Source organism: Bradyrhizobium sp. 22, from assembly GCF_000482425.1.
Taxonomy (GTDB): domain Bacteria; phylum Pseudomonadota; class Alphaproteobacteria; order Rhizobiales; family Xanthobacteraceae; genus Bradyrhizobium; species Bradyrhizobium japonicum_B.
In genome coordinates, this window is sequence record NZ_KI519399.1 from 956,490 (window position 1) to 978,077 (window position 21,588).

The following is a 21,588-nucleotide window of genomic DNA, read 5'->3' on the forward strand; positions in this document are numbered from 1 at the left end:
GTTTTCAGATCGGGGTCGCGCAGGTACCATTGAGAGCATTCATCGGGAACACGGTCTTGCTCGAAGCGCGCGAGCTCAAGCTCGACATCGAACGCATCGGTACGGTCTCGGCGATGCTGATGCGACCGGACCATGCGCGCGCCTGCTACGTGCTGGCGCACGGCGCCGGCGCCGATATGCGGCATTCCTTCATGGAGAAGGTCGCGGAGGGGCTGGCAAGCCGCGGCATCGCGACCTTGCGCTTCAATTTCCCTTATATGGAAGAGAAGAAGGGGCGTCCTGACCAGCCGGCGATTGCGCACGCTGCGATCCGTGCGGCGGTCGCCGAAGCGGCACGGCTGTGCCGCGGGGTGACGCTCATCGCCGGCGGAAAGTCGTTTGGCGGGCGCATGACCTCGCAGGCGCAGTCGAAGGCACCGCTGCCTGATGTGAAGGGCCTCGCCTTCCTCGGCTTTCCCCTCCATGCCCCCAAGAAGCCGTCGTCCGAGCGGGCCGAGCATCTCGCCGGCATCGCGATCCCCATGCTGTTCCTGCAGGGCACGCGCGATGAGCTTGCCGATCTCGGTCATCTCAGGCCCGTCATTGCGGCGTTGGGGGGAAAGGCGACGCTGCATGAGATCGTAGGCGGCGACCATTCGTTTGCGGTGTTGAAGAAGTCCGGCCGCACTAACGACGAGGCGCTGACCGAGGTGCTGGACACGCTCGCGGCTTGGATCGATCGAATCGCCTGAGGCTCACGCCGCGTAGAGGCCCTTGTCGCGTGCCTTCTGAATCGCCAATGCGGCGATCAGGTCCAGCGTCGGCGTCGACAGGCCGGCGGCGCGCGCGAAGGCCTGCGGCGCCTTCACCAGCACGTCGATCTCCATGGCGCGGCCGAGTTCGTAGTCCTGCAGCAGCGAGGGCTTGTGGTTGGGGGCGGGGCCGCTGCGGGTCACCCGCTTGACCTCGGGAATGAAGTGCTGGGCGATCTCGTTGGCCTCGTTCAGCATGCGCGGAATGACGTCGGCAAAGGCCGGGTCGTCGCGCACGCCGCGCGCGGTCTGACCGGTGAGCAGGCACAGCACCGACAGCGACATGTTGGTCAGCAGCTTTGACCAGATCGCCTCGCGGATCTCGGCCACCGGCGGCGATTCCAGTCGGGCATCGTTCAACGCGTTGCGGAGCTTCGTGATGCGCTCGCAATGGCGATCGTCGCATTCGCCGATCAGGAGGCGGTTGCGGTCCGGCGTGAGGTTGTGCACGACGCCCGGCGCGGTCACCTCGTTGGAGGAGAAGACGACGCCGCCGATGATGCGCTCCTTCGGGATGCAGGCGCGCAGCCGCCCGCCGGGGTCGAGGAAGGAAATATCCGGCGGCGTCGGATGCCGCGGCGGCAGGCCGATGCCGTACCACCAGGGAATGCCGTTCTGCGCGAACACGATGGCGGTATCGTCCTGCAGCAGCGGCTTGATGCTGGACACCAGCCCCGGCAGCGCGGTCGCCTTCAGCGTCGAGATCACGACGTCCTGCGGGCCGAGCTGAGCCGGATCGCCTGTTGCGTTCACCTTGGCGCCGACCTCGGAATCGCCGACCCGCAGCTTGAGGCCGCCTGCGCGCGCCGCCTCCAGATGCGCACCCCGCATCACGCATGAAACGTCATGGCCGGCGCGGGCGAGCCGGACCGCGATGTGGCTGCCGACGGCGCCCGCGCCGAAAATGCAGATGCGCATGATGATTCCGTCCTGTCCCTTGCCTGTCCGTTGGTGCCACCCGGGCAGCAGCATGACACAAGCCGCCATGCGATGGGCGCGACCGCCCCACGCTGGAAAGATATGGATCGGGACGCAGCGCCTCGGCCATAGTGCACGCCAATCAAACGACCGGAGGATTGCCGATGACTGCCAGCCCCGTCCTGTGGACCCTTGATGAGCGTGGGGTTGCCACCGTCACGTTGAACCGCCCGGAGGTCAACAACGCCTATGACGGCGCGCTGATATCAGGCGTGCTCGCGGCCATGGATGATCTGGGGACGAAGCCTCACCTGCGCGTCGTCGTGCTCAAGGGCAACGGCAAGCATTTCCAGGCCGGCGCCGATCTGAAATGGATCAACGGCGTTCGGCCGCAATCGGCCGAAGCGAACGAAGCGGCCTCGCGTGCGACCTTCGAGGCGGTGCAGCGGCTCAACACGCTGCCTATACCGACCGTTGCGCTGGTGCAGGGCGGCTGCTTCGGCGGCGGCACCGGCGTGATCGCGGCCTGCGACGTCGTGATCGCCGCGGACAACGCGTTGTTCTCGATCACCGAGGTACGCTGGGGCCTGACGGCGGCGATCATCATCCCGCAGCTCTGCGATGCCATCGGCGTCCGTCAGGTCCGCCGTTTCGCGCTCACCGGCGAACGTTTCGGCGCCGAGGACGCCCGCCGCATCGGTCTCGTACACGAGGTCGTCCCGCTCGCCGAGCTCGAAGCTGCGGGCAGCAAGGTGGTCGAGCAATTGCTCGCCAACGGGCCCGAGGCGATGGCCGAGACCAAGAAGCTCGCGCTGGAGAGCTCGTTCGGCGGCATGGCGGTGGACGATGCCGCCTACACCCGGCTCGTGCAGCTGCATTCGCTCAAGCGGCAGAGCGCGGAGGCCGCGGAGGGACTGGCGTCGTTTGCCGAGAAGCGTGCGGCGAATTGGAGCGGCGCGAAAAGCTGAGCATCAGCAGCCGCGGCAGATGTTGTTGATGCTGCGATAGACGGCCTCATCGTCCTGCCGCATCTGCCGCATCGATTCGAGCGTGCTGCTCTCTTGGGTGGTCGGGGCCGGCTTGCGCTTCGCCGCCAGCTCAAGCTCCTGCTGCTTGTAGCAGGCTTCGCGCTCCGGCTTGGCCTGGATGAAGCGGCAGTTCTGCTCCACGGCTGGGGCGGGAGCAGTGGAGATCGAGAGGGCAAGTAATGCGGCGAAACAGTATCTGACGATGGTCGAATCCATGGCCGCTTTGTCTCAGGTTCGCTGGCGGTGAGCAACCGCGATCTTGCGACGAGGGCGTCTGCCGGCTAATCCGTGATCCTGTTCAAAGGGTTTTGGGAAGGGACGCGCCATGCCGGCCGTGACGATCGAAGAACCGGCACGACAGGTGCCGCTCTATGGCGAATATGAAGTGGTCGTGCTCGGTGGCGGCCCGGCCGGCATCATCGCGGCAGCGTCCGCGGCGCGCGCCGGGCGCAAGACGCTTCTGATCGAGCGCTACGGTTTCCTCGGCGGCATGGGCACGGCGGCCGGCGTCACCAATTTCTGCGGCCTGCATGGCAATGTCCATGGCGAGCACCGGCGGCTGGTGCAGGGCATGGCCTCCGAGCTGCTGGCGCGGATCGACCGTCTGAACGGCCTGAACGCGCCGCACCTGATCCTCGGCAAGGTGTTTGCGCAGGCCTATGACACTGCCGCCTACAAGATCGCGGCCGACGAGCTGCTCGCCAGCCACAAGGTGCACATCCTGTTCCACGCGCTCGGCGCCGGCGTCGTGATGGGCGACAGCAGCCGCATCGACGCCCTGCTGGTGGAGACCAAGGCCGGCCGGCAGGCGGTGCGGGCGGACATCTTCATCGACTGCTCCGGCGACGGCGATCTCGCGGTCTGGGCCGGCGCGCCGTTCGAGATCGGCGACGCGCACGGCCATCCGCTTTACCCTTCGATGATGCTCCGTCTCAACGGCATCGATCCCGCGCGGGCGGGCGAAGCCTGGCGGACCATTCCGCAATTGATGGAGAAGGCCCTCGCCGCCGGCACGCATCAATTTCCGCGGAAAAGTGCGATCGTGCGGCCGCAGAAATCCGGCATCGAATGGCGGGTGAACTTCACGCAAGTGGCGCGCGAGGACGGCTATGCCATCAATGGCGTCGAGCCCGACGATCTCACCCGCGGCGAGATCGAGGGCCGCAAGCAGGCGCTCGCCGCCTTCGAATTCCTGCGCACCGTGCCGGGCTTCGAAAAGTCCTACATCGTGGACCTGCCGCCGCAGCTCGGCATCCGCGAGACCCGCCGCATCACGGGCGGCTACCAGCTCAGCGGCGAGGACGTGCTCGGCTGCGCCTCGTTCGATGACTCCATCGGCGTCAATGGCTGGCCGATCGAGGCCCATGTGCCCGGCGACGTCGTTTTCACCTTCCCGCCGATCCCGCAATCCCGCGGCTATAACGAGCTGCCCTATCGGATGCTGGTGCCCGAAGGCGTCGACAACCTGCTGGTTGCCGGCCGCTGCGCCTCCATGACCCATGAGGGCCAGTCCGCGGCGCGTGTGTCCGGGGCCTGCTTCGCGATGGGAGAGGCCGCCGGCTCCGCCGCCGCGCTGGCGCTCTCAGGAAACCGGATGCCACGCGAAATCCCCATTGAAAAATTGCAGGAAACGTTGAAACAACAGGGTGCCTTCATCGGCCGGGACCAAAGGGTGCCGGAAGGATTGTGACGGGCGGCAAGAGAACAAAGCGGAGGAAACGGATGATCGGAATGGTGCGGCTCGCGCTTGCGGGCCTTCTGGCGATCACGGCGATGGGCGCTGCAAGGGCCGAGGACGCGCTGAAGGCCAGGATCGGCGTGCTCCGCCTGTCCTCCTCCGCGCCCGTCTTCATCGCGCAGGACAAGGGCTATTTCCGCGAGGCCGGCCTTGAGGTCGAGCTGAAATTCTTCGACGCGGCCCAGCCGATCGCGGTCGCGACCACCTCGGGCGACGTCGATTTCGGCATCACCGCCTTCACTGCGGGGCTCTACAATCTCGCCGGCAAGGGCACGCTGAAGGTGATCGGCGGCATGAGCCGCGAGAAGGCGGGCTATCCCCTGATCGGTTATTTCGCCAGCAACAACGCCTATGCGGCCGGCCTCAAGACGCCAAAGGACCTCGCCGGCAAGCGCGTGGCGATGACGCAGGTCGGATCGAGCTTTCACTATTCGCTCGGCCTGCTCGCCGACAAATACGGCTTCAAGCTCGCGGACGTGAAGATCGTGCCGCTGCAATCGCTGTCGAATGCGGCGGCGGCGCTGAAGGGCGAAACCGTCGATGCGGCGCTGCTGCCGATCTCGACCGCGCGCAAGCTGATGGACGAGGGCGGCGCGAAATTCCTAGGCTGGGTCGGCGACGAGACGCCTTGGCAGCTGGGCGCGGTGTTCGCCTCGCCGAAGACGTTGACCAACAAGGCGCTGGTGACAAAGCTGCTCGGCGCCCTGGCCAAGGCCGACCGCGAATATTACGACGTCATCCTCGCGGCAATGAAGGACGGTGTCGCGCCGATCAACGACAAGACCAAGCCGCTCCTGGAGATCATCGCCAAGTACACCAATCTGCCGGTCGAGCAGGTGGTCGGCAATTGCGCCTATATCGATCCCGACGGCAAGCTGGACGTGAAGAACGTCGACAACCAGATCAAATGGCTGCAGGAGCAGGGCTTCGCCGACAAGGGGTTTGACGCGGAGGCGATCATCGCGAAGGAATTTGTGAAGGCGGATTGATGTTTGCTGTCATTCCGGGGTGATGCGAAGCATCGAACCCGGAATCTTGAGGTTCCCCGGTGCGCAATTGCGCACCTGAGGTCTGGTCATTCGGACCATCCCGGAACGACGGAGAACAGGATAGACGAGACCGTATGGACCTGATCGCCAGCCACATCTCCCACCGCTTCGGCGATCTCGCCGTGCTCGACGATGTCTCATTCACCGTCAGCGCCGGCGAGGTGGTCGCGGTCGTCGGGCCCTCGGGCTGCGGCAAGAGCACGCTGCTGTCGATCCTCGGTGGGCTGCTGCAGCCGACCTCGGGCGCGGCCGAATTGCGCGGCTCGCCGCCGGCGGACAGCCTCAATCCGCTGACCTTCGTGTTCCAGGATTTCGCGCTGCTGCCCTGGGCCACGGTCGAGCAGAACGTCGAATTCCCGCTGCTGCATGCCCAGCTTTCGGCGGCGCAGCGCCGCGCGCTGGTCGACGATGCCTTGCACCGCACAGGGCTGACCGATTTCCGCAAGACCTATCCGAAGCAGCTCTCCGGCGGCATGCGCCAGCGCGTCGGCATTTCGCGCGCGCTGGCGGTGAGACCTGCCATCCTGCTGATGGACGAGCCGCTGTCGGCACTGGATTCGCAGACCCGCGAGCTCTTGATGGAGGATTTCGTCCGCCTGCTGGCCGATGGCGGCATGGGCGCTGTCTATGTCACGCATAATCTCGAAGAGGCGGCGCGGCTCGCCGATCGCATCGTGGTGCTGTCGCGCAGGCCCGGTCGCATCCGCGAGGTCGTGACCGTGCCGATGACGCGCGCCGAGCGCGGCGAAGCCGCGGCGCGCGAGAAGCTGCTGGCGGTGCAGACCCGGATCTGGTCGCTGATCCGCAACGAGGCGATCGACGCCGAGCGCGAGGTCCAGCATGCTTGATCGGGCGGGCCTCCCTGCAAAGGACGAAGCGACGCGGCGCGTCGGTTTCCGTGGCGCCGGCTTCGTGCCCGCGAGCAGCCGCTACGGCGGGTGGATCGCGCTCGCCCTCGTCATCGCGATCTGGCAGGCCGCTGGCAGCGCCGGGCTCGTCAATGCGCTGTTTCTGCCGACGCCCGCGGCCATCGTTCGCGCGATCTATCAGCTCGCGATCTCGGGGGCGCTCTGGCAGCATGTGTCCGCCTCGCTGCTGCGCATCGGCGTCGGCTGGCTGCTCGGTACCGCCGCCGGCGTTGCCGTCGGCTTTGCCATCGGCTTGTCGCGGCTGGCGCGCAGCGTCGGCATCACCTTCATCTCGGCGCTGTTCCCGATCCCGAAGATCGCGCTGCTGCCGCTGCTCATCCTTTGGCTGGGCATCGGCGAGGAGCCGAAGATCGCGACCATTGCGCTCGGGGTATTCTTCTCGACCGCGATCTCGGTCTATAGCGGCGTCGACGCCGTGCCGCGCAACCTGATCCGCATGGCGCAGAGCTTCAACGTTCCCTTCGCCACCATCGTGCGCAAGGTGATCTGGCCCGGCGCGTTGCCCGCGATCCTCGCCGGCTTCCGCATCACCGCCTCCGTCGCGCTGCTGCTCGTCGTCAGCGCCGAGATGATCGGTGCCCAATACGGCATCGGCGCCTTCGTGCTGCAGGCCGGAAATCTCATGCAGACCGATCAGCTGCTCGCCGGCGTCGTCATCCTGTCGGTGTTCGGGCTGGCGATCGGCAAGGTGATCGGCTGGCTGGAAACGAGGTTGTTGCACTGGCGGTAGCTGCGAACGCAAAGATGATGAGGACGCAGGCGAGCGCCACAAATCAGGTCGTCTTGCCCGGGCTTGACCCGGGCATCCACGTCTTTCCTCGGGCGTAGCGGCACGTGGATGGCCGGGACAAGCCCGGCCATGACGGAGGATAGAGCGGCGCCTCACGCGTTGCCGCGATCTTCCCTGAACAGATCCAGCTTCTGCTGCACCGGGCGGTCCGAGAAGCTGAACAGCACGGCGTCCTCATCCGTCTCATGCGTCACCCAGTGCCAGCTCGGCACCACGAACAGATCACGCGGGCCCCATTCGAACACGGCATCGCCGATCCGGCTGCGGCCCTTGCCCTCGATCGGACAGAACACGGTGGCATCGGTCGAGCGATAGCGCGCGGTCTTGAAGCCCTTGGGCAGCAGCTGGATGAAGGTGCCGATCGTCGGCATCGCGAAATCGCCGGTCTCGGGGTTGCTGAACTTCAGCTTCAGGCCGTGGCAGGCGTCCCATTCCTGGCTGGTCCTGGCCTTCTCCAGCGCCTCGCGCGTATAGGCATAGGGATAGCTGAAGATCGGCGAGGTCTTCGATGAGCGCTTCACGTCGACCGGCAGCAGATTGTGGCCATAGCGCGCAAAGCTGTCGCCGGCGGGCCTTGTGATCTTCTGCTGGTCCTCCTTGGCCCCTTCAGCAAAGGAGCAGTCGAAGAACTGCACCAGGGGGATGTCGAGGCCGTCGAGCCAGAACATCGGCTGGTCGGTCTCGTTGGAATGATCGTGCCAGGTCATCGACGGCGTGATGATGAAGTCGCCCGGCTCCATCGCGGTGCGCTCGCCGTCGACGGCGGTATGCGCGCCCTTGCCTTCGAGCACGAAGCGCAGCGCCGACTGGCTGTGCCGGTGCGCCGGCGCGACGTCGCCGGGCACCACCATCTGCACGCCGGCATAGAGCGAGGTCGTGATCTTGGACTGGCCGCGCAGGCCGGGATTCTCCAGCACCAGCACGCGCCGCTCGGCCTCCCGGGCGGTGATCAGCTTGCCGGCTTCGATCATGTAGTCGCGGATGACGTCGAATTTCCACAGATGCGGCCGGCAGGCGCTCTTCGGCTCCGGCGTGATCAGATCGCTCATCACCGTCCACAGCGCGGTGAGGTTTTCGCCGTCGATCTTCCTGTAGAACGCCTCGCGTTCCGGCGTCTTGGTCACGGCTTCCATGGCGGCGCTCCCGATCGGTTGTTGATTGACAGTATACTGACGATCTAGGTAGCGTCAATGCTGGCAGATGTTGTTGCTGTCATTCCGGAGCGATGCGATAGCATCGAATCCGGAATCTCGAGGTTCCGGGTTCTCGCTTCGCGAGCCCCGGAATGACAGAACGAGGGAGGTCTCGATGAAGCTGCACGGCTATTTCCGCTCCAGCGCCGCCTACCGGGTGCGGATCGCGCTGAACCTGAAGGGCCTCAAGGCCGCGCATCTGCCGCACCATTTGCGCAAGGGCGAGCAATGCACGCCCGCCTATCTCGCCATCAACCCGCAAGGCCTGGTGCCGGCATTGGAGGACGATGCCGGTGCGGTGCTGACGCAATCGGTCGCCATTATCGAATGGCTCGACGAGACGCACCCCCATCCGCCGCTGCTGCCGAAGGATGCGCTGCAGCGCGCCAAGGTGAGGGCGTTTGCGCTGGCGATCGCCTGCGACACCCATCCGCTGCAGAACCTGAAAGTGCTGGCGCGGCTGCGTGAGCTCGGCCTGCCCGAGGACAAGGTCCAGGACTGGGCCGCCTGGGTCAACCGCGAAGGCCTGGCGGCCTGCGAGATCCTGATCAAGGACGAGCCGGGTCCGTTCTGTTTTGGCGATGCGCCGACGCTGGCCGATCTCTGTCTCGTGCCGCAGCTCGCCAATGCGCGCCGCTTCGGCGTCGACGTCTCGGCCTATCCGCGCCTGCTGGAGGCCGAAGCCGCCGCCAAGGCGCTGCCGGCGTTCGCCGAAGCTGCGCCGGAGAAGCAGCCCGATGCCGAGTAAGCCGCCCGCTCCGATCACGATCGACGCCGTCTATGCCGCGCCGGGCTATCTGTTCCGGCGCATGCAGCAGATCGCGGTCTCGATCTTCATGGAGGAGTGCAAGGCGTTCGACCTGACCCCGGTGCAATATGCGGCGCTGATCGCGATCCACACCCATCCCGGCATCGACGCCACGCGGCTGTCGGCGGTGATCGCCTTCGACCGCTCCACGCTCGGCAGCGTGATCGAGCGGCTGCAGGCCAAGGACTATGTCGAGCGCAAGCCGGCGCCCGAGGACAAGCGCATCAAGCTGCTCCATCTGACCAAGTCCGGCGCCGCGATCCTGCGCGAGATCATCCCGGCCGTCGAGCGCGCCCAGGCGCGCATGCTGGAGCCGCTGAAGCCGGCGGACCGCAAGACGCTGATGGGACTCCTGTCGCAGCTCGTCGACCTCAACAACGAGGCCTCACGCGTGCCGCTGCGGGCCGAGGATGCGCTGGAGCATCTGGGCAAGACGGGGTGAGGGGATGCGTGGCGCGATGGTCGGGCTCCACACACCGCCGTCGTCCCGGACAAGCGAAGCGCAGATCCGGGACCCCATACTCCGCAGCAGTAAACTGGCGAGGACAGGTAATGACCAGCTCGCACAGGAAATACTGCTGCGGCGTATGGGTCCCCGCCTTCGCGGGGACGACGCCGAATGTGTGGCGATGCCGTCGCCCTACATCCTCAACAGCGCCTGCCGGTCGATCTTCCCGGTGCCGGTCTTCGGCAGCTCGTCGGTGAAGATCACCTCGCGCGGATATTTGTAAGGAAGCAGCCTGCCCTTGACGTAATCCTGCAGCCGCCGCGTCGTCTCACCCGGGTTGGCAGCGCGGTTGTTCATCACCACCACCGCCTTCAGCGTCATGCGGCGATCCGGCAGCTCGGCGGCGAACACCGCGCATTCGCGGATCTCGGGGTGGTCGGCAAGGCACAGCTCGACCTCGAGCGGATAGACCCACTGGCCGGAGATCTTGATCAGATCATCGGCGCGGCCGCGGAAGAAGTGGAAGCCGTCGGCATCCCTGACGAAGCGGTCGCCGGTGTAGATCCACCCTTCCTCGCGGATGGTCTCGGCGGATTTGTCCGGCCGGTTCCAGTACAGCGGCGTGTTGGAATCGCCGCGGACCCACAGGATGCCTTCCTCGTTGTCGCCGACCTCGCGACCGTCCTTGTCGCGCAGCGCGACCTCGTAGCCGGGGACGCGCAGGCCCGCGGCGCCGAGCTTCTTCTGCCCGGGCCGGTTGGAGAGATAGATGTGCAGCACCTCGGTGGAGCCGAGGCCTTCGACGATCTCAAGGCCGGTGAGCGCCTTCCAGCCGTTGAAGACCTCGGCCGACAGCACTTCGGCGGCGGAGAGCGCCATGCGCAGGGACGAGAAGTCGGTCTTGTCCGCGCCTTCGGCCTTGGTCAGCGCCGTATACAGCGTCGGCAGGCCGAAGAAGACCGTGGGCCTGTGCTGCGCGATCGCTGCGAAGATCGCCGCGGGTTTCGGCTGGCCCGGCAGCAGCAGCGTCGCAGCTCCCGCCGAGAACGGGAAGGTGACGGAATTGCCGAAGCCGTAGGCGAAGAAGATCTTCGGCACGGAGAAGCAGATGTCGTCCGGCGTCAGCTGCAGGATGTTCTGCGCGAAGGCGAGATCGCTGTAGGCCATGTCGTGCTGGAGATGCACGATGCCCTTGGGCCGGCCGGTCGAGCCGGAAGAATACATCCAGAACGCCATCTCGTTGCGATGCGTGGAGGCTTCGGCCAGCTGGGTCGGGAATTGCGCCAGCCAGTCGGCCGCCGCAACCGCTCTCGGCGCCGCGTGATCGCCCACCGCGCCGTTGGCGACGATCAGCGTATGCAGCCTGGTGTCCTTGCAGGCCTCCGCATTGAAGCGCGCGCAGAATTCGGCGTCCGCCACCGCAACTTCAGCTCCGGAATCGGCGAGATAGAATTGCAGCAGGTCGGGCGGCGTCAGCGTGTTGATCAGCAGCGGCACGAAGCCGGCGCGTACCGCGCCGAAGAACGCGGCCGGATAGGCCGGCGTGTCGTCGAGGAACAGCAGCACGCGGTCGCCGCGCTTCAGACCGAGCGAAGCAAAGCCGTTGCCCCAGCGGCAGGCTTCCGCGCACAGCTCGGCATAGGTCTGCGTGCCCGCGGGCCCCAACAGCGCCAGCTTGTCGCCGCGGCCCTTGGCGAGGTTGTCGAACAGCACCCGGCTGGCGTTGTAGATCTCGGGAACGGCAAAGCCGATCTCGCGCACTCCTGCGCTGTCGGCGGGCACCCGGTCGCGAATCTCGTCGCTCATGCCTCGTCTCCGCCGTCGTTTCCGTCATCCTTGGCCGCCTCGTAACGGGCCATGAAGGCCGGCGACATCGCACGCAGCCGGGAATCGTCGATACGGCCGGAGCGGGTGATGTAGCTGTAGGCGAAATCCATCAGCGGAAGCTTCATGTGCTGGGCGAAGTGCTCGTACCAGAACGCCGAGGTGCGCGCGGCATTGACGAGCTTCTGCACCACCGGCTTGCGGGCGGCCTGGTAGCGATGCAGGGCGGTCGCAAGATGCGCATCCGATTCCAGCGCCTTGACCAGCGCGATGGCGTCCTCGATCGCAAGCCGCGTGCCCGAGCCGATCGAGAAATGCGCCGAGTGCAGGGCGTCCCCGAGCAGCACCATGTTCTTGAACGACCAATGCTCGTTCCAGACCCAGGGGAAGTTGCGCCAGACCGATTTGTTGGACACGAGGCAATGGCCGCCCAGCGTGTCGGCGAACACCTCCTCGCAGACGCCCTTGGACTGCTCGACGTCCTTGTAGGCGAAGCCATAGGCCTGCCAGGTCGCGTGGTCGCATTCGACCAGGAAGGTGCTCATGGCCGGCGAGTAGCGGTAATGATGAGCGTTGAAGGCGCCGCGATCGGTCTTCACGAAGGTCTGCGACAACGTGTCGAAGCGCTTGGAGGTGCCGTACCAGACGAACTTGTTGGAGGAGTACGACAGCGAGGTGCCGAAATCGCCCTCATAGGCGCGGCGCACCAGCGAGTTCAGGCCGTCGGCGGCGACGATCAAATCGTGGCCATGGAGCTGGTCGATGGCGTGGATCTGCGTGTCGAAGCGGGGCGTGACGCCGACGTCGAGCGCGCGCTGTTGCAGGAATCGCAGCAGCTCCAGCCGCCCGATCGAGGAGAAGCCGACCCCGTCGATGGCGACGCTGTCGCCGCCGAGGTTCAGCGTGATGTTCTCCCAGCTCTCCATGTGCGGCGCGATCGCATCGACCGTCTCGGGGTCGTCGGCGCGCAGGAATTCCAGCGCCTGGTCGGAGAACACGACGCCAAAGCCCCAGGTCGCGTCGGCCGGGTTCTGTTCGAACAGGTCGACCTGATCCTCGGGGTGACGCTTCTTCCAGAGATAGGCGAAATAGAGCCCAGCGGGGCCCCCGCCAATCACGGCGATCCGCAACGTCTGCCTCCCTAATTGACAGTATACTTACTATCTAGGGGTAGACTAATGTGCTCCGGCGTCCGGCGCCAGCGGAATTATCCGCCGAGCGCGGGCGCCGAAACTCATCGTCGGACACACGTTTTGCGCGCATCCGAACCGTCAGATCCGAATCATAGCGAAACCGCGCCGGCTTGGCTATTCGCGGGTGAGACCAGCTATCGCGCCGCGAATCGCGCCAGCACGTCCCTGCACGCCGGCGACAGCGACGCGGCATTGCTGGCCAGGCACTGAACGATGCGGCCGCCGCCGGCCTCGACGCCGGCGCAGATGGTGCGGATGTCGGCGCCGCAGGCCGATTGGGCGACGAACAGCTGTTCGCGCGGCCGCAAGGGGCGCAGCACGAGCACGGTCGGCGCCGCGGCAGGCGCGGCTGCCGCGGCCCCCGTCGGCGCGGTGGGGGCGGCCGCGCCAGCGCCGGTCGCAGCGCTGACGGCCTTCTCGCAGGCTGGCGAGACCTTGGCCTTGTTCTTCTCCAGGCATTCGAGCGCGGCCGTTCCGCCCGGTGGCACGCTGGCGCAGACCTTGGGATAATCGCCGCGGCAGGAGCTCTTGATCGCAGCAAGCTGCGCGCTGCTGGGCTGCTTGGGCGCGGCGGCCTTCGGCGCCGGTGGCGCTGCGGCCGGCTTCGCAGCGGGAGCGGATTCAGCCTTCGGTGCGGCAGGTGCCGGCGCCGGCTCGGCTTTGGGGGCCGCTTCCTTCACCGTTTCCTTGGGTGCAGCTTCGGTCTTCGGCGGAGTGGGAGCAGCCTCGGACTTCGGCGCCGCCGGCGGAGCGATCGCGCGAACCGCGGTCTGGCATCCCGGCGAGAGGCTCGACACGTTCTTCTGCAGACATTGAACCGCCTCAACCCCGCCGGGTGTCACGCTCGAGCAATGCGCCATGAAGTCCGAGCGGCATGCGGACCGGATGGCGCTCTTCTGGGCGTCGGTCGGCGCCTGCGCGAACGCGCCTGTTGCAGTTGCGAACAGTGCCGCCGCCAGCAACGCCTTGCGCGTTGCGCCTTGTTTCAACGTGTTGACCATCCGGATGAATTCCTGCCCCTGTCGATATCGTTCGACGCTTCATCAAGGTCGCGCGCAGTCGTCGCGAGTGATGCTTCCCGAGCAACATCATTGGCCGCTTCGGCCGCCACCGCAAGCAGATTGTGCCGGCGCGGCGACGATGTGCCGGCGTGGTTCAGAGCCTGACCATGCGCTTGCCGCGGTTCTCGCCGGCGAGCAATCCGATCAGCGCCTTCGGCGTATTCTCGAGGCCGGCGATGATGTCTTCCTGCACCTTCAGCTTGCCGGACTTGACCCAGGCCTGGAGATCGGCGAGCGCGCGCTGGCTCTCCTTCATGTAGTCCATCACGATGAAGCCCTGCATGACGAGCCGCTTCACCACGATCAGTCCCGGCACGCCGCGCGGGCCGTGCGCTGCGGGCACGCCGTCATATTGCGAGATCGCGCCGCAGCAGGCGATGCGGCCGTAATTGTTCATCTGCGGCAGGCAGGCTTCGAGAATGTCGCCGCCGACATTGTCGAAATAGACGTCGATGCCCTTCGGCGCGGCGGCGCGCAGCGCCTTGAACAATGCGCCGTCCTTGTAATCGACGGCGGCATCGAAGCCGAGCTCGGAGGTCAGCCAATTACACTTCTCAGCGCCGCCGGCGATGCCGATGACGCGGCATCCCCTGATCTTGGCGATCTGCCCGACGATCGAGCCGACCGAGCCCGCCGCCGCCGAGACCACCACGGTCTCCCCCTCCTTGGGCTTGCCGATCTCGAGCAGGCCGAAATAGGCGGTGAGGCCGGCGATGCCGAACACGCTGAGCAGATGCGTCATCGGCTCGAGCTTCGGCATCTTGGTGAGATGCTTCGCCGGCACCGCGGCATATTCCTGCCAGCCGGTGTCGCCGAACACGATGTCGCCGGGCGCAAGCTCGGGCGCCTTCGAGCTGACGACCTCGGCAATGGCGCCGCCGGCCATCACGCTGTTGGCCTCGACCGCGGAGCGATAGGTCGCGCCGTGCATCCAGGCGCGGTTGGCGGCATCGAGTGAAATGTATCGCACGCGCAGCAGGGCTTCGCCGTCTTTCGGTTCCGGCATTGCGCCGTCGATCATCCTGAAATGCTCGAGGCCGAGCTTGCCGCCGGGTTTTTCGACCAGCAGGATCTGGCGATTGGCGTTGCCGCTCATGGCGTTTCCCTCATTGATGTCTTGACGATTATTGATGCAGCCGCCGCAAACGAGACGTGCTAGCCGCATGTGTTGCGCGCCGCACGAAGGCTAGAGCGCCGCGTTCGCTTTCACAACGGGAACATCCTGCCAACGGCTGGACACCGACATCCTGCTCTCCGGCGGCCGGGCGCGCCACAACGCGCGGATCTAAATTCGCGTTTCCGCGACACTCGTCCGCCGGGCAAGCGGCTTCGTTCATGTCGCAGTTCGAAAGATAGAGCTGCGGATTTCTAGTTGCGAAGCGGACGACGCGACGTTGATTTGCACAGCTTCGGAGGTTGAATTCTCTCCGGCAGACTACTTAGGGGACTCGCCCTAAGATAAGCCGCGCAATCGCGCGGCCCGGCGGTTCCGTTTAACAATGCCTTGCGGAACAGAGTTCGGAGAGCCCAATGAATCATTCGATTTATAGCGCCGACCGCGCCACTCACGCGAGGATCGTCATCGTCGCGCTGCTGGTTGCTACGGCCGTCGCCGGTCTTGCCGTTTCCCTCCACGCCGGCGCGAGAACCGTATCGGTCGAGAGAACCGCCGTATTCAAGCCTGGCAAGCCGGTGGTTCTGAGTGGTTTGTCCATCGTTGCCGCTCCCTGACCCGGAGATCCGCGATGCGCGTGAGCAGAATCGAGAGCGGCGTTGCCACCGAGCCGTTTGACCCGGCGTTTTGGTCCGTCGCAGTCGCCCTCGGCGGGGCGGTGGTCTATCTCGCCTGCCTGATCTAGCGCGCCGGGAGCCTGTCGGCGGCCGCTGCGGTCTTGCGAGAATCGCAGCGTGCGCGCCGCCGTATCTCTTTGTTGTTTGCGCTGGCGCAACCGACACGAGCAGGACGTGCGATAATGTCTTAGAGCTTGGCGGCTCTCTCTGAAACTCGATGCAGTTGCCGGGGTAACGAGGCTCGGTACTCCGGGCCTCGTTCCATTTTGCCGATTGGCTGTCGCAGGATATCGGCGGCCAGCGCTGGCGGCTCAGTGCTCTGGCTCGAACACCCGGTCCAGCGCCGCGTCGTACGTCGCTTGCACCAGTTCCGGATGCAGCTTCGCCAGGGCCTCCATCATCACGCCGGAATTGATCTCGAGCACGCGCCATGCACCGTCGACGCGAACCACGTCGATCGACGCAAAGACAATGCCGATGGCGCGCGCAGCGTCGACCGCGAGCTTGACGCAGGCCGTGCGGACATCGCCATCCTCCAGCAGCACCGGCCTTGCGCCGGCATCGAGATTGTGTCGCCAATCCGTGCCGCGCCGCTTGCTGTAGACGACGCGCGGCACGTCATCCAGCAGCACCACACGCACCTCGTCCTCGATCGCGACATAGGGCGAGATCACGAGCCCCGCGCTCATCGAGAAGACCTCGCTGGCCGCGCGGTCGAGTTCTGCCTCGGTCGCCACCTTGAACACCGAGCGGCCCGATGTTCCCTCGTTCGGCTTCACCACCAACCCTTGCGGATTGTCGCCAAGCAGCTCGAGCATGGCCTCCCGCCAGCCGGCGCCAACCACGTTGCTGCCCAGCTTCGGATTGAGGAAGAGCTGGTGCGGAATGCAGGGCACGCGCTCCAGCCTCAGCACCTCGGCAGTGGCCGATTTGTCGCTGGCGAGACGGTGCGCGATCGCGCTGTTGAGGCCGATGTCGTAGCCGAAGGCGAAGCGGCGCTTTTCGCCCCAGCGCATTGCGATCAGCCAGCCGTCAGCGCGGACATCGACGGCGATGCCGTGATCCGCGCAATAGCGCCGGATCGCCTGCACGAAGATTCGCTCGCCGCCTGCCAAATCGCCTGTCATGTCTCTTGTCGTTCCCCGTCGCCGAAAGCCGCAAAAATGCGGGCAACGGCGTCAATCGCGCGGAAAATCAGAGCTATTCTTAATGAAATTCTCGCGAGCGCTACGGAAATTAAGTGCTGCAATAGAGCCCCGGAGGGAAAAGAAATTGCCCGTCCTGCAGGCGAGGCAGCAAATTCATTAATGATGCGTCCAATTCCGCTGCAAATGCCGGTTTGATCGGCATCAATTGCAGCCGAAACGAGGTTGATTATTGGTCTCAATGGCGTAGATCACACACGCGAAATCCTCCGCCATGGCAATGGTGTCCGCCCTGTTTTCAGGGCCGGGCAATGCTGTTGCCCGAAAACCGCAATTATTCGGAATATCGAAAATCATGAGCGCGTTTTACCGAGAGAAGGTTCTTTCCGTTCAGCACTGGACCGACACGCTGTTCAGCTTCCGCGCCACGCGCGACACCGGCTTCCGCTTCCAGAACGGCCAGTTCGCCATGATCGGCCTCGAAGTCGACGGCCGTCCGCTGCTGCGCGCCTACAGCATGGCAAGCGCCAATCACGAGGAAGAGCTCGAGTTCTTCTCGATCAAGGTGCAGGATGGCCCGCTGACCTCGCGCCTGCAGAAGATCAAGGAAGGCGACACCATCCTGGTCGGCCGCAAGGCGACCGGCACGCTGATCACCGACAACCTTCTACCCGGCAAGCGGCTGATGCTGCTTTCGACCGGCACCGGCCTCGCGCCGTTCGCGAGCCTGATCAAGGACCCCGAGGTCTACGAGCAGTTCGAGTCCATCGTGCTGGTGCACGGCTGCCGCCAGGTCTCCGAGCTCGCCTATGGTGAGAAGCTCGTGGCCACCTTGCGCGAGGATGAACTCTTCGGCGAGCTGCTCGCGGACAAGCTCGTCTACTATCCGACCGTAACCCGCGAGCCGTTCAAGAACCGCGGCCGCATCACCGACCTCATCAGCTCCGAGCAGATCTTCAACGACATCGGGCAATCGCCGCTCGACATCGCAACCGACCGCATCATGATGTGCGGCAGCCCGGCGATGCTGGAAGAGCTGAAGGTGATGTTCGAGAGCCGCGACTTCATCGAAGGCAGCGGCAACAAGCCCGGCCATTTCGTGATCGAGAAGGCGTTCGTCGAGCGGTAAGCTCGTCACGCTCTCGTGCCCCGGACGCAGTGCTGCGCCCCCGGCGATGCAAAGCATCGTCCGGTGCGATGCGCTGCAGAGCCGGGGCCCATCTCACCCATCGTGTGCTGTTGCAGTCTGGATCCCGGGTCTGCGCTTGCCCGGGACACGGCTCATTTGCGGCCGTTGCCCGCCCCTCATCAATTTATCCCCTCTGCTGCACCGCAAAACCCGCCGTCAGGCTGATTGATTTGTCTCGGCCGAATTCGCTAGCCTGAAACAAGGGCCGCGTCATATCCGTATGACCGGTGGAGGCGTATTGTGGCGCCTTCTGGCGAGAGGATCGGATCGTGGCCGAGGACAACAAGACGCAGCAAGCCCCCAAGCGCCTGCCGCTGGCGGAAGAGGGGATCATGGAGACCCTGCTGCTGCCGTTCTCGCCCCGCTTCATCGTGCTGACGATCTGCGCGGTCGTCACCGCGCTCCTGATCGGTATCGGCCTCGCCGACCGCAAGATCTTCGACATCATGCTGGTGCCGATCCTGATCTTCGGCGCGCTGACGCTGCTCGGCGTGCGCGATCTCCTGCAGAAGAGCCACGCGGTGCTGCGCAATTATCCGATCTCCGCGCATATCCGCTTCCTGCTCGAAGAGATCCGGCCCGAGATGCGGCAATATTTCTTCGAGAGCGAGAAGGACGGCATGCCGTTCTCGCGCGACACCCGCGCGGTGGTCTATCAGCGCGCCAAGATGGAGCTCGACAAGCGTCCGTTCGGCACCCAGGAGGACGTCTACCGCGAGGGCTATGAATGGATGCACCACTCGGTGTCACCGAAGACTCATGCCCAGGAGAAATTCCGCATCACCATCGGCGGTCCCGATTGCAGGAAGCCCTATTCGGCCTCGGTGTTCAACATCTCCGCGATGAGCTTTGGCGCGCTCAGCCCCAACGCGGTGCGGGCGCTCAATGCCGGCGCCAAGAAGGGCGGCTTCGCGCACGACACCGGGGAGGGCGGCGTCAGCCCCTATCACCGCGAGATGGGCGGCGACATCATCTGGGAGATCGGCTCCGGCTATTTCGGCTGCCGTCATCTCGACGGCACCTTCGATCCCGAGGCGTTCGCGCGCGTCGCCGGTGACGACCAGATCAAGATGGTCGAGCTCAAGGTCAGCCAGGGAGCCAAGCCCGGCCACGGCGGCGTGCTGCCGGCGGCAAAGGTCTCGGAGGAGATCTCCAAGATCCGCGGCGTCGCGATGGGCGAGGACTGCATCTCCCCGGCCTCGCACCGCGCGTTCTCCACCCCAACCGGCATGATGCAGTTCATCGCCGAGATGCGCCGCCTCTCGGGCGGCAAGCCGACCGGCTTCAAGCTGTGCATCGGCCATCCCTGGGAGTTCCTGGCGATCTGCAAGGCGATGCTCGAGACCGGCATCTATCCGGACTTCATCGTCGTTGACGGCAATGAAGGCGGCACCGGTGCGGCGCCGCTGGAGTTCATGGATCATCTGGGCATGCCGATGCGCGAGGGCGTCAGTTTCGTCCACAACGCGTTGATCGGCATCAATGCGCGCGACCGCATCAGGATCGGCGCCTCCGGCAAGATCGCCACCGCCTTCGACATGGCGCGCGCCATGGCGATCGGCGCCGACTATTGCAACTCCGCGCGCGGATTCATGTTCTCGCTCGGCTGCATCCAGTCGCTGAGCTGCCACACCGACCGCTGTCCGACCGGGGTGGCGACGCAGGACCCGACGCGCGCACGTGCGCTCTACGTGCCGCTCAAGATCGACCGCGTGCATAATTATCACCACGCGACGCTGCATTCGCTCACCGAGCTGATCGCCGCCGCCGGTCTCGAGCATCCGCAACAGCTGCGCCCGATCCATTTCAGCCAGCGGACCTCGACGACCCAGGTGCGATCCTTCGCCCAGCTCTATCCGGAGCTGCGCCCGGGCGAGCTGCTCGAAGGCACCGCGGACCCGCGCTTCAGCGACGCCTGGCGGATGGCGCGGGCGGACACGTTCCAGCCAGCGCTGTAGCAGTTGCCCCACCGCGATACCGGCGTGCGCAAGACGCGGCGGGAGTCGAGCGGGCCTTTAACGGTTGGTTCAACTTTGGGTGTAAGTTGGACCCATGGACGAACGGCGCGACAAGGCAAGGCATCGCGTGCTGAAGGCCGGAACGATTGAGTTCGGCGGCGGCGCGATCGATTGCACCGTGCGCAACCTGTCCGACACCGGCGCCGCGCTCGACGTCACCAGCCCCCTCGGCATTCCCGAGCATTTCACTCTGTTCGTTCCGGTCGACGCAAAGCATCTCGCTTGCACGGTGGTCTGGCGCAAGGAGAAGCGGATCGGCGTGAGATTCGGGTGAGGGGTGAGTTCAGGTAAGGTCGCGCGGGGGCCAAATCGGCGCGCACTCGCGCTATCGCTCAGTTCACCCCGTCTCGACTTCACTCAACCGGCTCGCCAGGATCTTGTCGATCCTCCGCCCGTCGAGATCGACCACCTCGATATGCCAACCGCCGAAGTCGAAGGCGTCGCCGGCATCGGGTAGCGCGCTGAATTGTTGCAGCACCAGGCCCGCCACCGTGTTGTAGCGGTGCGGCGGCAGTTCGACGCCGAGCAGATCGCCGAATTCGTCGACCGGCATCCAGCCGGAGATCAGGAGCGAATCGTCCGCGCGCCTGACATAGGCCGGCTCCGGCGGTCCCGCTTCGGAATGGAAGGCGCCGACGATTGATTCGAGGATGTCGGTGGCCGTCACCATGCCCTCGAAGCCACCGTATTCGTCGTAGACGAAACCGACATGAACCGGAGCGGTCCTCAGAATGGTCAGCACGTCGCGCGCGTCCGCCGACGCCGGGATGCCGGGCGCCTCGCGCACCAGTGCGCGCAGATCGGGGTTGCGCTCGTTCATATAGGCGACCAGCAAGTCCTTGGCCTGGAGCACGCCGATCGGCTTGTCGCGGTCGCCGTCGGAGACGGGAAAGCGCGAGTGCGGGCTGTTGGCGATGATCTCGCGAATCTCCTCAGGTGGGGCGTTCAGGTCGATCTCGTCGACCTCCGTGCGCGGCGTCATGACTGCGCCGACAGGGCGATCGCCGAGCCGCATCACGCCGGCGATCATCTCCTTCTCGCCCGGCTCGAGCACGCCCGCGCTCTCGGCCTCGCGGACGAGGTGATGGATCTCGTCCTCCGAGACCTTTTCCACGGTTCTGCCGCCGCGGCCGAGCAGCGTGAGGATCAGCTTTCCGGAGACGTCGAGCAGGAAGACGAGCGGCAGCGATATCTTCGCCAGCACATGCATCGCGGGCGCGACGCGGACCGCGATGCTTTCGGGATCGCGCAGCGCCACCTGCTTCGGCACCAGCTCGCCGACGATCAGGGTGGCGTAGGTGATGAGGGTGACGACGAGGCCGACGCCGACGATGTCGGCAACGCCGCGGGAGAGGCCGAGCTCGAGCAGCCATTGCGTCAGCCGCTGTCCGAGCGTCGCGCCTGAGAACGCGCCGGAGAGCACGCCGACCAGCGTGATGCCGATCTGCACCGTCGAGAGGAATTTGCCGGGATCGGCCGCCAGCGCCAGCGCCCGCTCGGCGCCGCGCACGCCCTTGGCCGCCAGCAGCGACAGCCGCGCCGGACGCGACGAGACCACGGCCAGCTCGGACATGGAGAGCAAGCCGTTGATGACGATCAGGACGACGACGATGACGAGTTCGACGGAGAGCATTGAGGTTCCGAGGTAAGGGAGTGTGGCCGCATGAACGGCACC

The 21,588-nt window shown here is 65.6% G+C and carries 22 protein-coding genes; 12 read left to right on the plus strand and 10 right to left on the minus strand.

Features of this window, described 5'->3' with window-relative positions:
• Window positions 1-113 precede the first annotated feature (113 nt).
• Window positions 114-731: an alpha/beta hydrolase family protein gene (locus tag K410_RS0105775; protein ID WP_049820218.1), complete on the plus strand. Its 618-nt coding sequence runs from the start codon at window positions 114-116 to the stop codon at window positions 729-731.
• Between the two features lie 3 nt (window positions 732-734).
• On the opposite strand, the gene K410_RS0105780 is transcribed toward K410_RS0105775, so the two are convergent.
• Complete coding sequence (locus K410_RS0105780) at window positions 735-1,709, minus strand: ketopantoate reductase family protein (protein ID WP_028133962.1); 975 nt, start codon at window positions 1,707-1,709, stop codon at window positions 735-737.
• Window positions 1,710-1,873: 164 nt separating this feature from the next.
• Here K410_RS0105780 and K410_RS0105785 point away from each other — a divergent pair, with 164 nt between their 5' ends.
• A complete protein-coding gene (locus K410_RS0105785; RefSeq protein ID WP_028133963.1) occupies window positions 1,874-2,677 on the plus strand; it encodes an enoyl-CoA hydratase-related protein in 804 nt (267 codons plus the stop codon).
• Between the two features lie 3 nt (window positions 2,678-2,680).
• On the opposite strand, the gene K410_RS0105790 is transcribed toward K410_RS0105785, so the two are convergent.
• Window positions 2,681-2,953, minus strand: a complete 273-nt coding sequence (locus K410_RS0105790) for a hypothetical protein (RefSeq protein ID WP_028133964.1) — start codon at window positions 2,951-2,953, stop codon at window positions 2,681-2,683.
• 109 nt (window positions 2,954-3,062) lie between these two features.
• Here K410_RS0105790 and K410_RS0105795 point away from each other — a divergent pair, with 109 nt between their 5' ends.
• The 4 genes from K410_RS0105795 to K410_RS0105810 all read left to right on the plus strand — a co-directional run bounded on the left by K410_RS0105795 (window position 3,063) and on the right by K410_RS0105810 (window position 7,183).
• On the plus strand, window positions 3,063-4,427 hold the full coding sequence (locus tag K410_RS0105795; RefSeq protein WP_028133965.1) for an FAD-dependent oxidoreductase: 1,365 nt from the start codon (window positions 3,063-3,065) through the stop codon (window positions 4,425-4,427).
• Window positions 4,428-4,459: 32 nt separating this feature from the next.
• Entirely contained in the window at window positions 4,460-5,464 is a 1,005-nt protein-coding gene (locus K410_RS0105800; RefSeq protein WP_028133966.1) for an ABC transporter substrate-binding protein, read from the plus strand.
• 134 nt (window positions 5,465-5,598) lie between these two features.
• Window positions 5,599-6,372, plus strand: a complete 774-nt coding sequence (locus K410_RS0105805; RefSeq protein WP_028133967.1) for an ABC transporter ATP-binding protein — start codon at window positions 5,599-5,601, stop codon at window positions 6,370-6,372.
• A complete protein-coding gene (locus K410_RS0105810; protein WP_028133968.1) occupies window positions 6,365-7,183 on the plus strand; it encodes an ABC transporter permease in 819 nt (272 codons plus the stop codon). Before K410_RS0105805 ends, K410_RS0105810 begins: the two co-directional genes overlap by 8 nt.
• 152 nt (window positions 7,184-7,335) lie before the next feature.
• On the opposite strand, the gene gtdA is transcribed toward K410_RS0105810, so the two are convergent.
• Window positions 7,336-8,376, minus strand: coding sequence for a gentisate 1,2-dioxygenase (gene gtdA / locus K410_RS0105815; RefSeq protein ID WP_028133969.1), 1,041 nt, complete (start codon window positions 8,374-8,376; stop codon window positions 7,336-7,338).
• Window positions 8,377-8,551: 175 nt separating this feature from the next.
• On the opposite strand from gtdA, the gene maiA reads away from it, so the two are divergent.
• Together maiA and K410_RS0105825 are read left to right on the plus strand one after the other, a co-directional pair.
• A complete protein-coding gene (gene maiA / locus K410_RS0105820) occupies window positions 8,552-9,184 on the plus strand; it encodes a maleylacetoacetate isomerase (RefSeq protein ID WP_028133970.1) in 633 nt (210 codons plus the stop codon).
• The gene (locus K410_RS0105825) at window positions 9,174-9,686 is read left to right on the plus strand and encodes a MarR family winged helix-turn-helix transcriptional regulator (RefSeq protein WP_028133971.1); all 513 of its coding nucleotides are present in this window, start codon (window positions 9,174-9,176) and stop codon (window positions 9,684-9,686) included. Before maiA ends, K410_RS0105825 begins: the two co-directional genes overlap by 11 nt.
• Before the next feature lie 198 nt (window positions 9,687-9,884).
• On the opposite strand, the gene K410_RS0105830 is transcribed toward K410_RS0105825, so the two are convergent.
• The 4 genes from K410_RS0105830 to K410_RS0105845 form a co-directional block, all read right to left on the minus strand.
• Complete coding sequence (locus tag K410_RS0105830) at window positions 9,885-11,498, minus strand: benzoate-CoA ligase family protein (RefSeq protein WP_028133972.1); 1,614 nt, start codon at window positions 11,496-11,498, stop codon at window positions 9,885-9,887.
• A complete protein-coding gene (locus K410_RS0105835; protein WP_028133973.1) occupies window positions 11,495-12,646 on the minus strand; it encodes an FAD-dependent monooxygenase in 1,152 nt (383 codons plus the stop codon). The genes K410_RS0105830 and K410_RS0105835 overlap by 4 nt, the downstream gene beginning before the upstream one ends.
• 197 nt (window positions 12,647-12,843) lie before the next feature.
• Entirely contained in the window at window positions 12,844-13,710 is an 867-nt protein-coding gene (locus K410_RS0105840) for a cysteine rich repeat-containing protein (protein WP_028133974.1), read from the minus strand.
• Between the two features lie 154 nt (window positions 13,711-13,864).
• The gene (locus K410_RS0105845; RefSeq protein WP_028133975.1) at window positions 13,865-14,866 is read right to left on the minus strand and encodes an NADP-dependent oxidoreductase; all 1,002 of its coding nucleotides are present in this window, start codon (window positions 14,864-14,866) and stop codon (window positions 13,865-13,867) included.
• Window positions 14,867-15,300: 434 nt separating this feature from the next.
• On the opposite strand from K410_RS0105845, the gene K410_RS0105850 reads away from it, so the two are divergent.
• Window positions 15,301-15,501, plus strand: coding sequence for a hypothetical protein (locus tag K410_RS0105850; protein WP_028133976.1), 201 nt, complete (start codon window positions 15,301-15,303; stop codon window positions 15,499-15,501).
• Window positions 15,502-15,872: 371 nt separating this feature from the next.
• Here the strand turns inward: K410_RS0105850 and K410_RS0105860 are convergent, their stop codons facing one another.
• Both K410_RS0105860 and K410_RS39270 read right to left on the minus strand, forming a co-directional pair.
• Window positions 15,873-16,676: an ATP-grasp domain-containing protein gene (locus tag K410_RS0105860; RefSeq protein ID WP_028133977.1), complete on the minus strand. Its 804-nt coding sequence runs from the start codon at window positions 16,674-16,676 to the stop codon at window positions 15,873-15,875.
• 234 nt (window positions 16,677-16,910) lie between these two features.
• Complete coding sequence (locus K410_RS39270) at window positions 16,911-17,063, minus strand: hypothetical protein (protein WP_155253247.1); 153 nt, start codon at window positions 17,061-17,063, stop codon at window positions 16,911-16,913.
• Here K410_RS39270 and K410_RS0105865 point away from each other — a divergent pair.
• From K410_RS0105865 to K410_RS0105875, 3 genes are all read left to right on the plus strand, one after another.
• Window positions 17,062-17,835, plus strand: coding sequence for a ferredoxin--NADP reductase (locus K410_RS0105865; RefSeq protein WP_028133978.1), 774 nt, complete (start codon window positions 17,062-17,064; stop codon window positions 17,833-17,835). The two genes, K410_RS39270 and K410_RS0105865, sit on opposite strands and share 2 nt — an antisense overlap.
• Before the next feature lie 329 nt (window positions 17,836-18,164).
• On the plus strand, window positions 18,165-19,853 hold the full coding sequence (locus K410_RS0105870) for an FMN-binding glutamate synthase family protein (protein WP_028133979.1): 1,689 nt from the start codon (window positions 18,165-18,167) through the stop codon (window positions 19,851-19,853).
• A 94-nt stretch (window positions 19,854-19,947) separates the two neighbouring features.
• Entirely contained in the window at window positions 19,948-20,187 is a 240-nt protein-coding gene (locus K410_RS0105875) for a PilZ domain-containing protein (RefSeq protein ID WP_028133980.1), read from the plus strand.
• Window positions 20,188-20,250: 63 nt separating this feature from the next.
• Here K410_RS0105875 and K410_RS0105880 read toward each other — a convergent pair whose 3' ends face one another.
• Window positions 20,251-21,546 carry a hemolysin family protein gene (locus tag K410_RS0105880; RefSeq protein WP_028133981.1) on the minus strand — a complete coding sequence of 432 codons (1,296 nt, stop codon included), beginning with the start codon at window positions 21,544-21,546 and terminating at the stop codon, window positions 20,251-20,253.
• Between the last annotated feature and the right edge of the window lie 42 nt (window positions 21,547-21,588).

Bases quoted from the DNA above. Each gene is read 5' to 3' on its own strand.
- K410_RS0105825 (WP_028133971.1), top strand. From the start codon at position 9,174: ATGCCGAGTAAGCCGCCCGCTCCGATCACGATCGACGCCGTCTATGCC.
- K410_RS0105800 (WP_028133966.1), top strand. From the start codon at position 4,460: ATGATCGGAATGGTGCGGCTCGCGCTTGCGGGCCTTCTGGCGATCACG.
- K410_RS0105795 (WP_028133965.1), top strand. From the start codon at position 3,063: ATGCCGGCCGTGACGATCGAAGAACCGGCACGACAGGTGCCGCTCTAT.
- K410_RS0105810 (WP_028133968.1), top strand. From the start codon at position 6,365: ATGCTTGATCGGGCGGGCCTCCCTGCAAAGGACGAAGCGACGCGGCGC.
- K410_RS0105790 (WP_028133964.1), bottom strand. From the start codon at position 2,953: ATGGATTCGACCATCGTCAGATACTGTTTCGCCGCATTACTTGCCCTC.
- K410_RS0105850 (WP_028133976.1), top strand. From the start codon at position 15,301: ATGAATCATTCGATTTATAGCGCCGACCGCGCCACTCACGCGAGGATC.
- K410_RS0105780 (WP_028133962.1), bottom strand. From the start codon at position 1,709: ATGCGCATCTGCATTTTCGGCGCGGGCGCCGTCGGCAGCCACATCGCG.
- K410_RS0105785 (WP_028133963.1), top strand. From the start codon at position 1,874: ATGACTGCCAGCCCCGTCCTGTGGACCCTTGATGAGCGTGGGGTTGCC.
- gtdA (WP_028133969.1), bottom strand. From the start codon at position 8,376: ATGGAAGCCGTGACCAAGACGCCGGAACGCGAGGCGTTCTACAGGAAG.
- K410_RS0105865 (WP_028133978.1), top strand. From the start codon at position 17,062: ATGAGCGCGTTTTACCGAGAGAAGGTTCTTTCCGTTCAGCACTGGACC.
- K410_RS0105775 (WP_049820218.1), top strand. From the start codon at position 114: ATGCTGATGCGACCGGACCATGCGCGCGCCTGCTACGTGCTGGCGCAC.
- K410_RS0105805 (WP_028133967.1), top strand. From the start codon at position 5,599: ATGGACCTGATCGCCAGCCACATCTCCCACCGCTTCGGCGATCTCGCC.
- K410_RS0105845 (WP_028133975.1), bottom strand. From the start codon at position 14,866: ATGAGCGGCAACGCCAATCGCCAGATCCTGCTGGTCGAAAAACCCGGC.
- K410_RS0105840 (WP_028133974.1), bottom strand. From the start codon at position 13,710: ATGGTCAACACGTTGAAACAAGGCGCAACGCGCAAGGCGTTGCTGGCG.
- K410_RS0105880 (WP_028133981.1), bottom strand. From the start codon at position 21,546: ATGCTCTCCGTCGAACTCGTCATCGTCGTCGTCCTGATCGTCATCAAC.
- K410_RS39270 (WP_155253247.1), bottom strand. From the start codon at position 17,063: ATGATTTTCGATATTCCGAATAATTGCGGTTTTCGGGCAACAGCATTG.
- maiA (WP_028133970.1), top strand. From the start codon at position 8,552: ATGAAGCTGCACGGCTATTTCCGCTCCAGCGCCGCCTACCGGGTGCGG.
- K410_RS0105875 (WP_028133980.1), top strand. From the start codon at position 19,948: ATGGACGAACGGCGCGACAAGGCAAGGCATCGCGTGCTGAAGGCCGGA.
- K410_RS0105830 (WP_028133972.1), bottom strand. From the start codon at position 11,498: ATGAGCGACGAGATTCGCGACCGGGTGCCCGCCGACAGCGCAGGAGTG.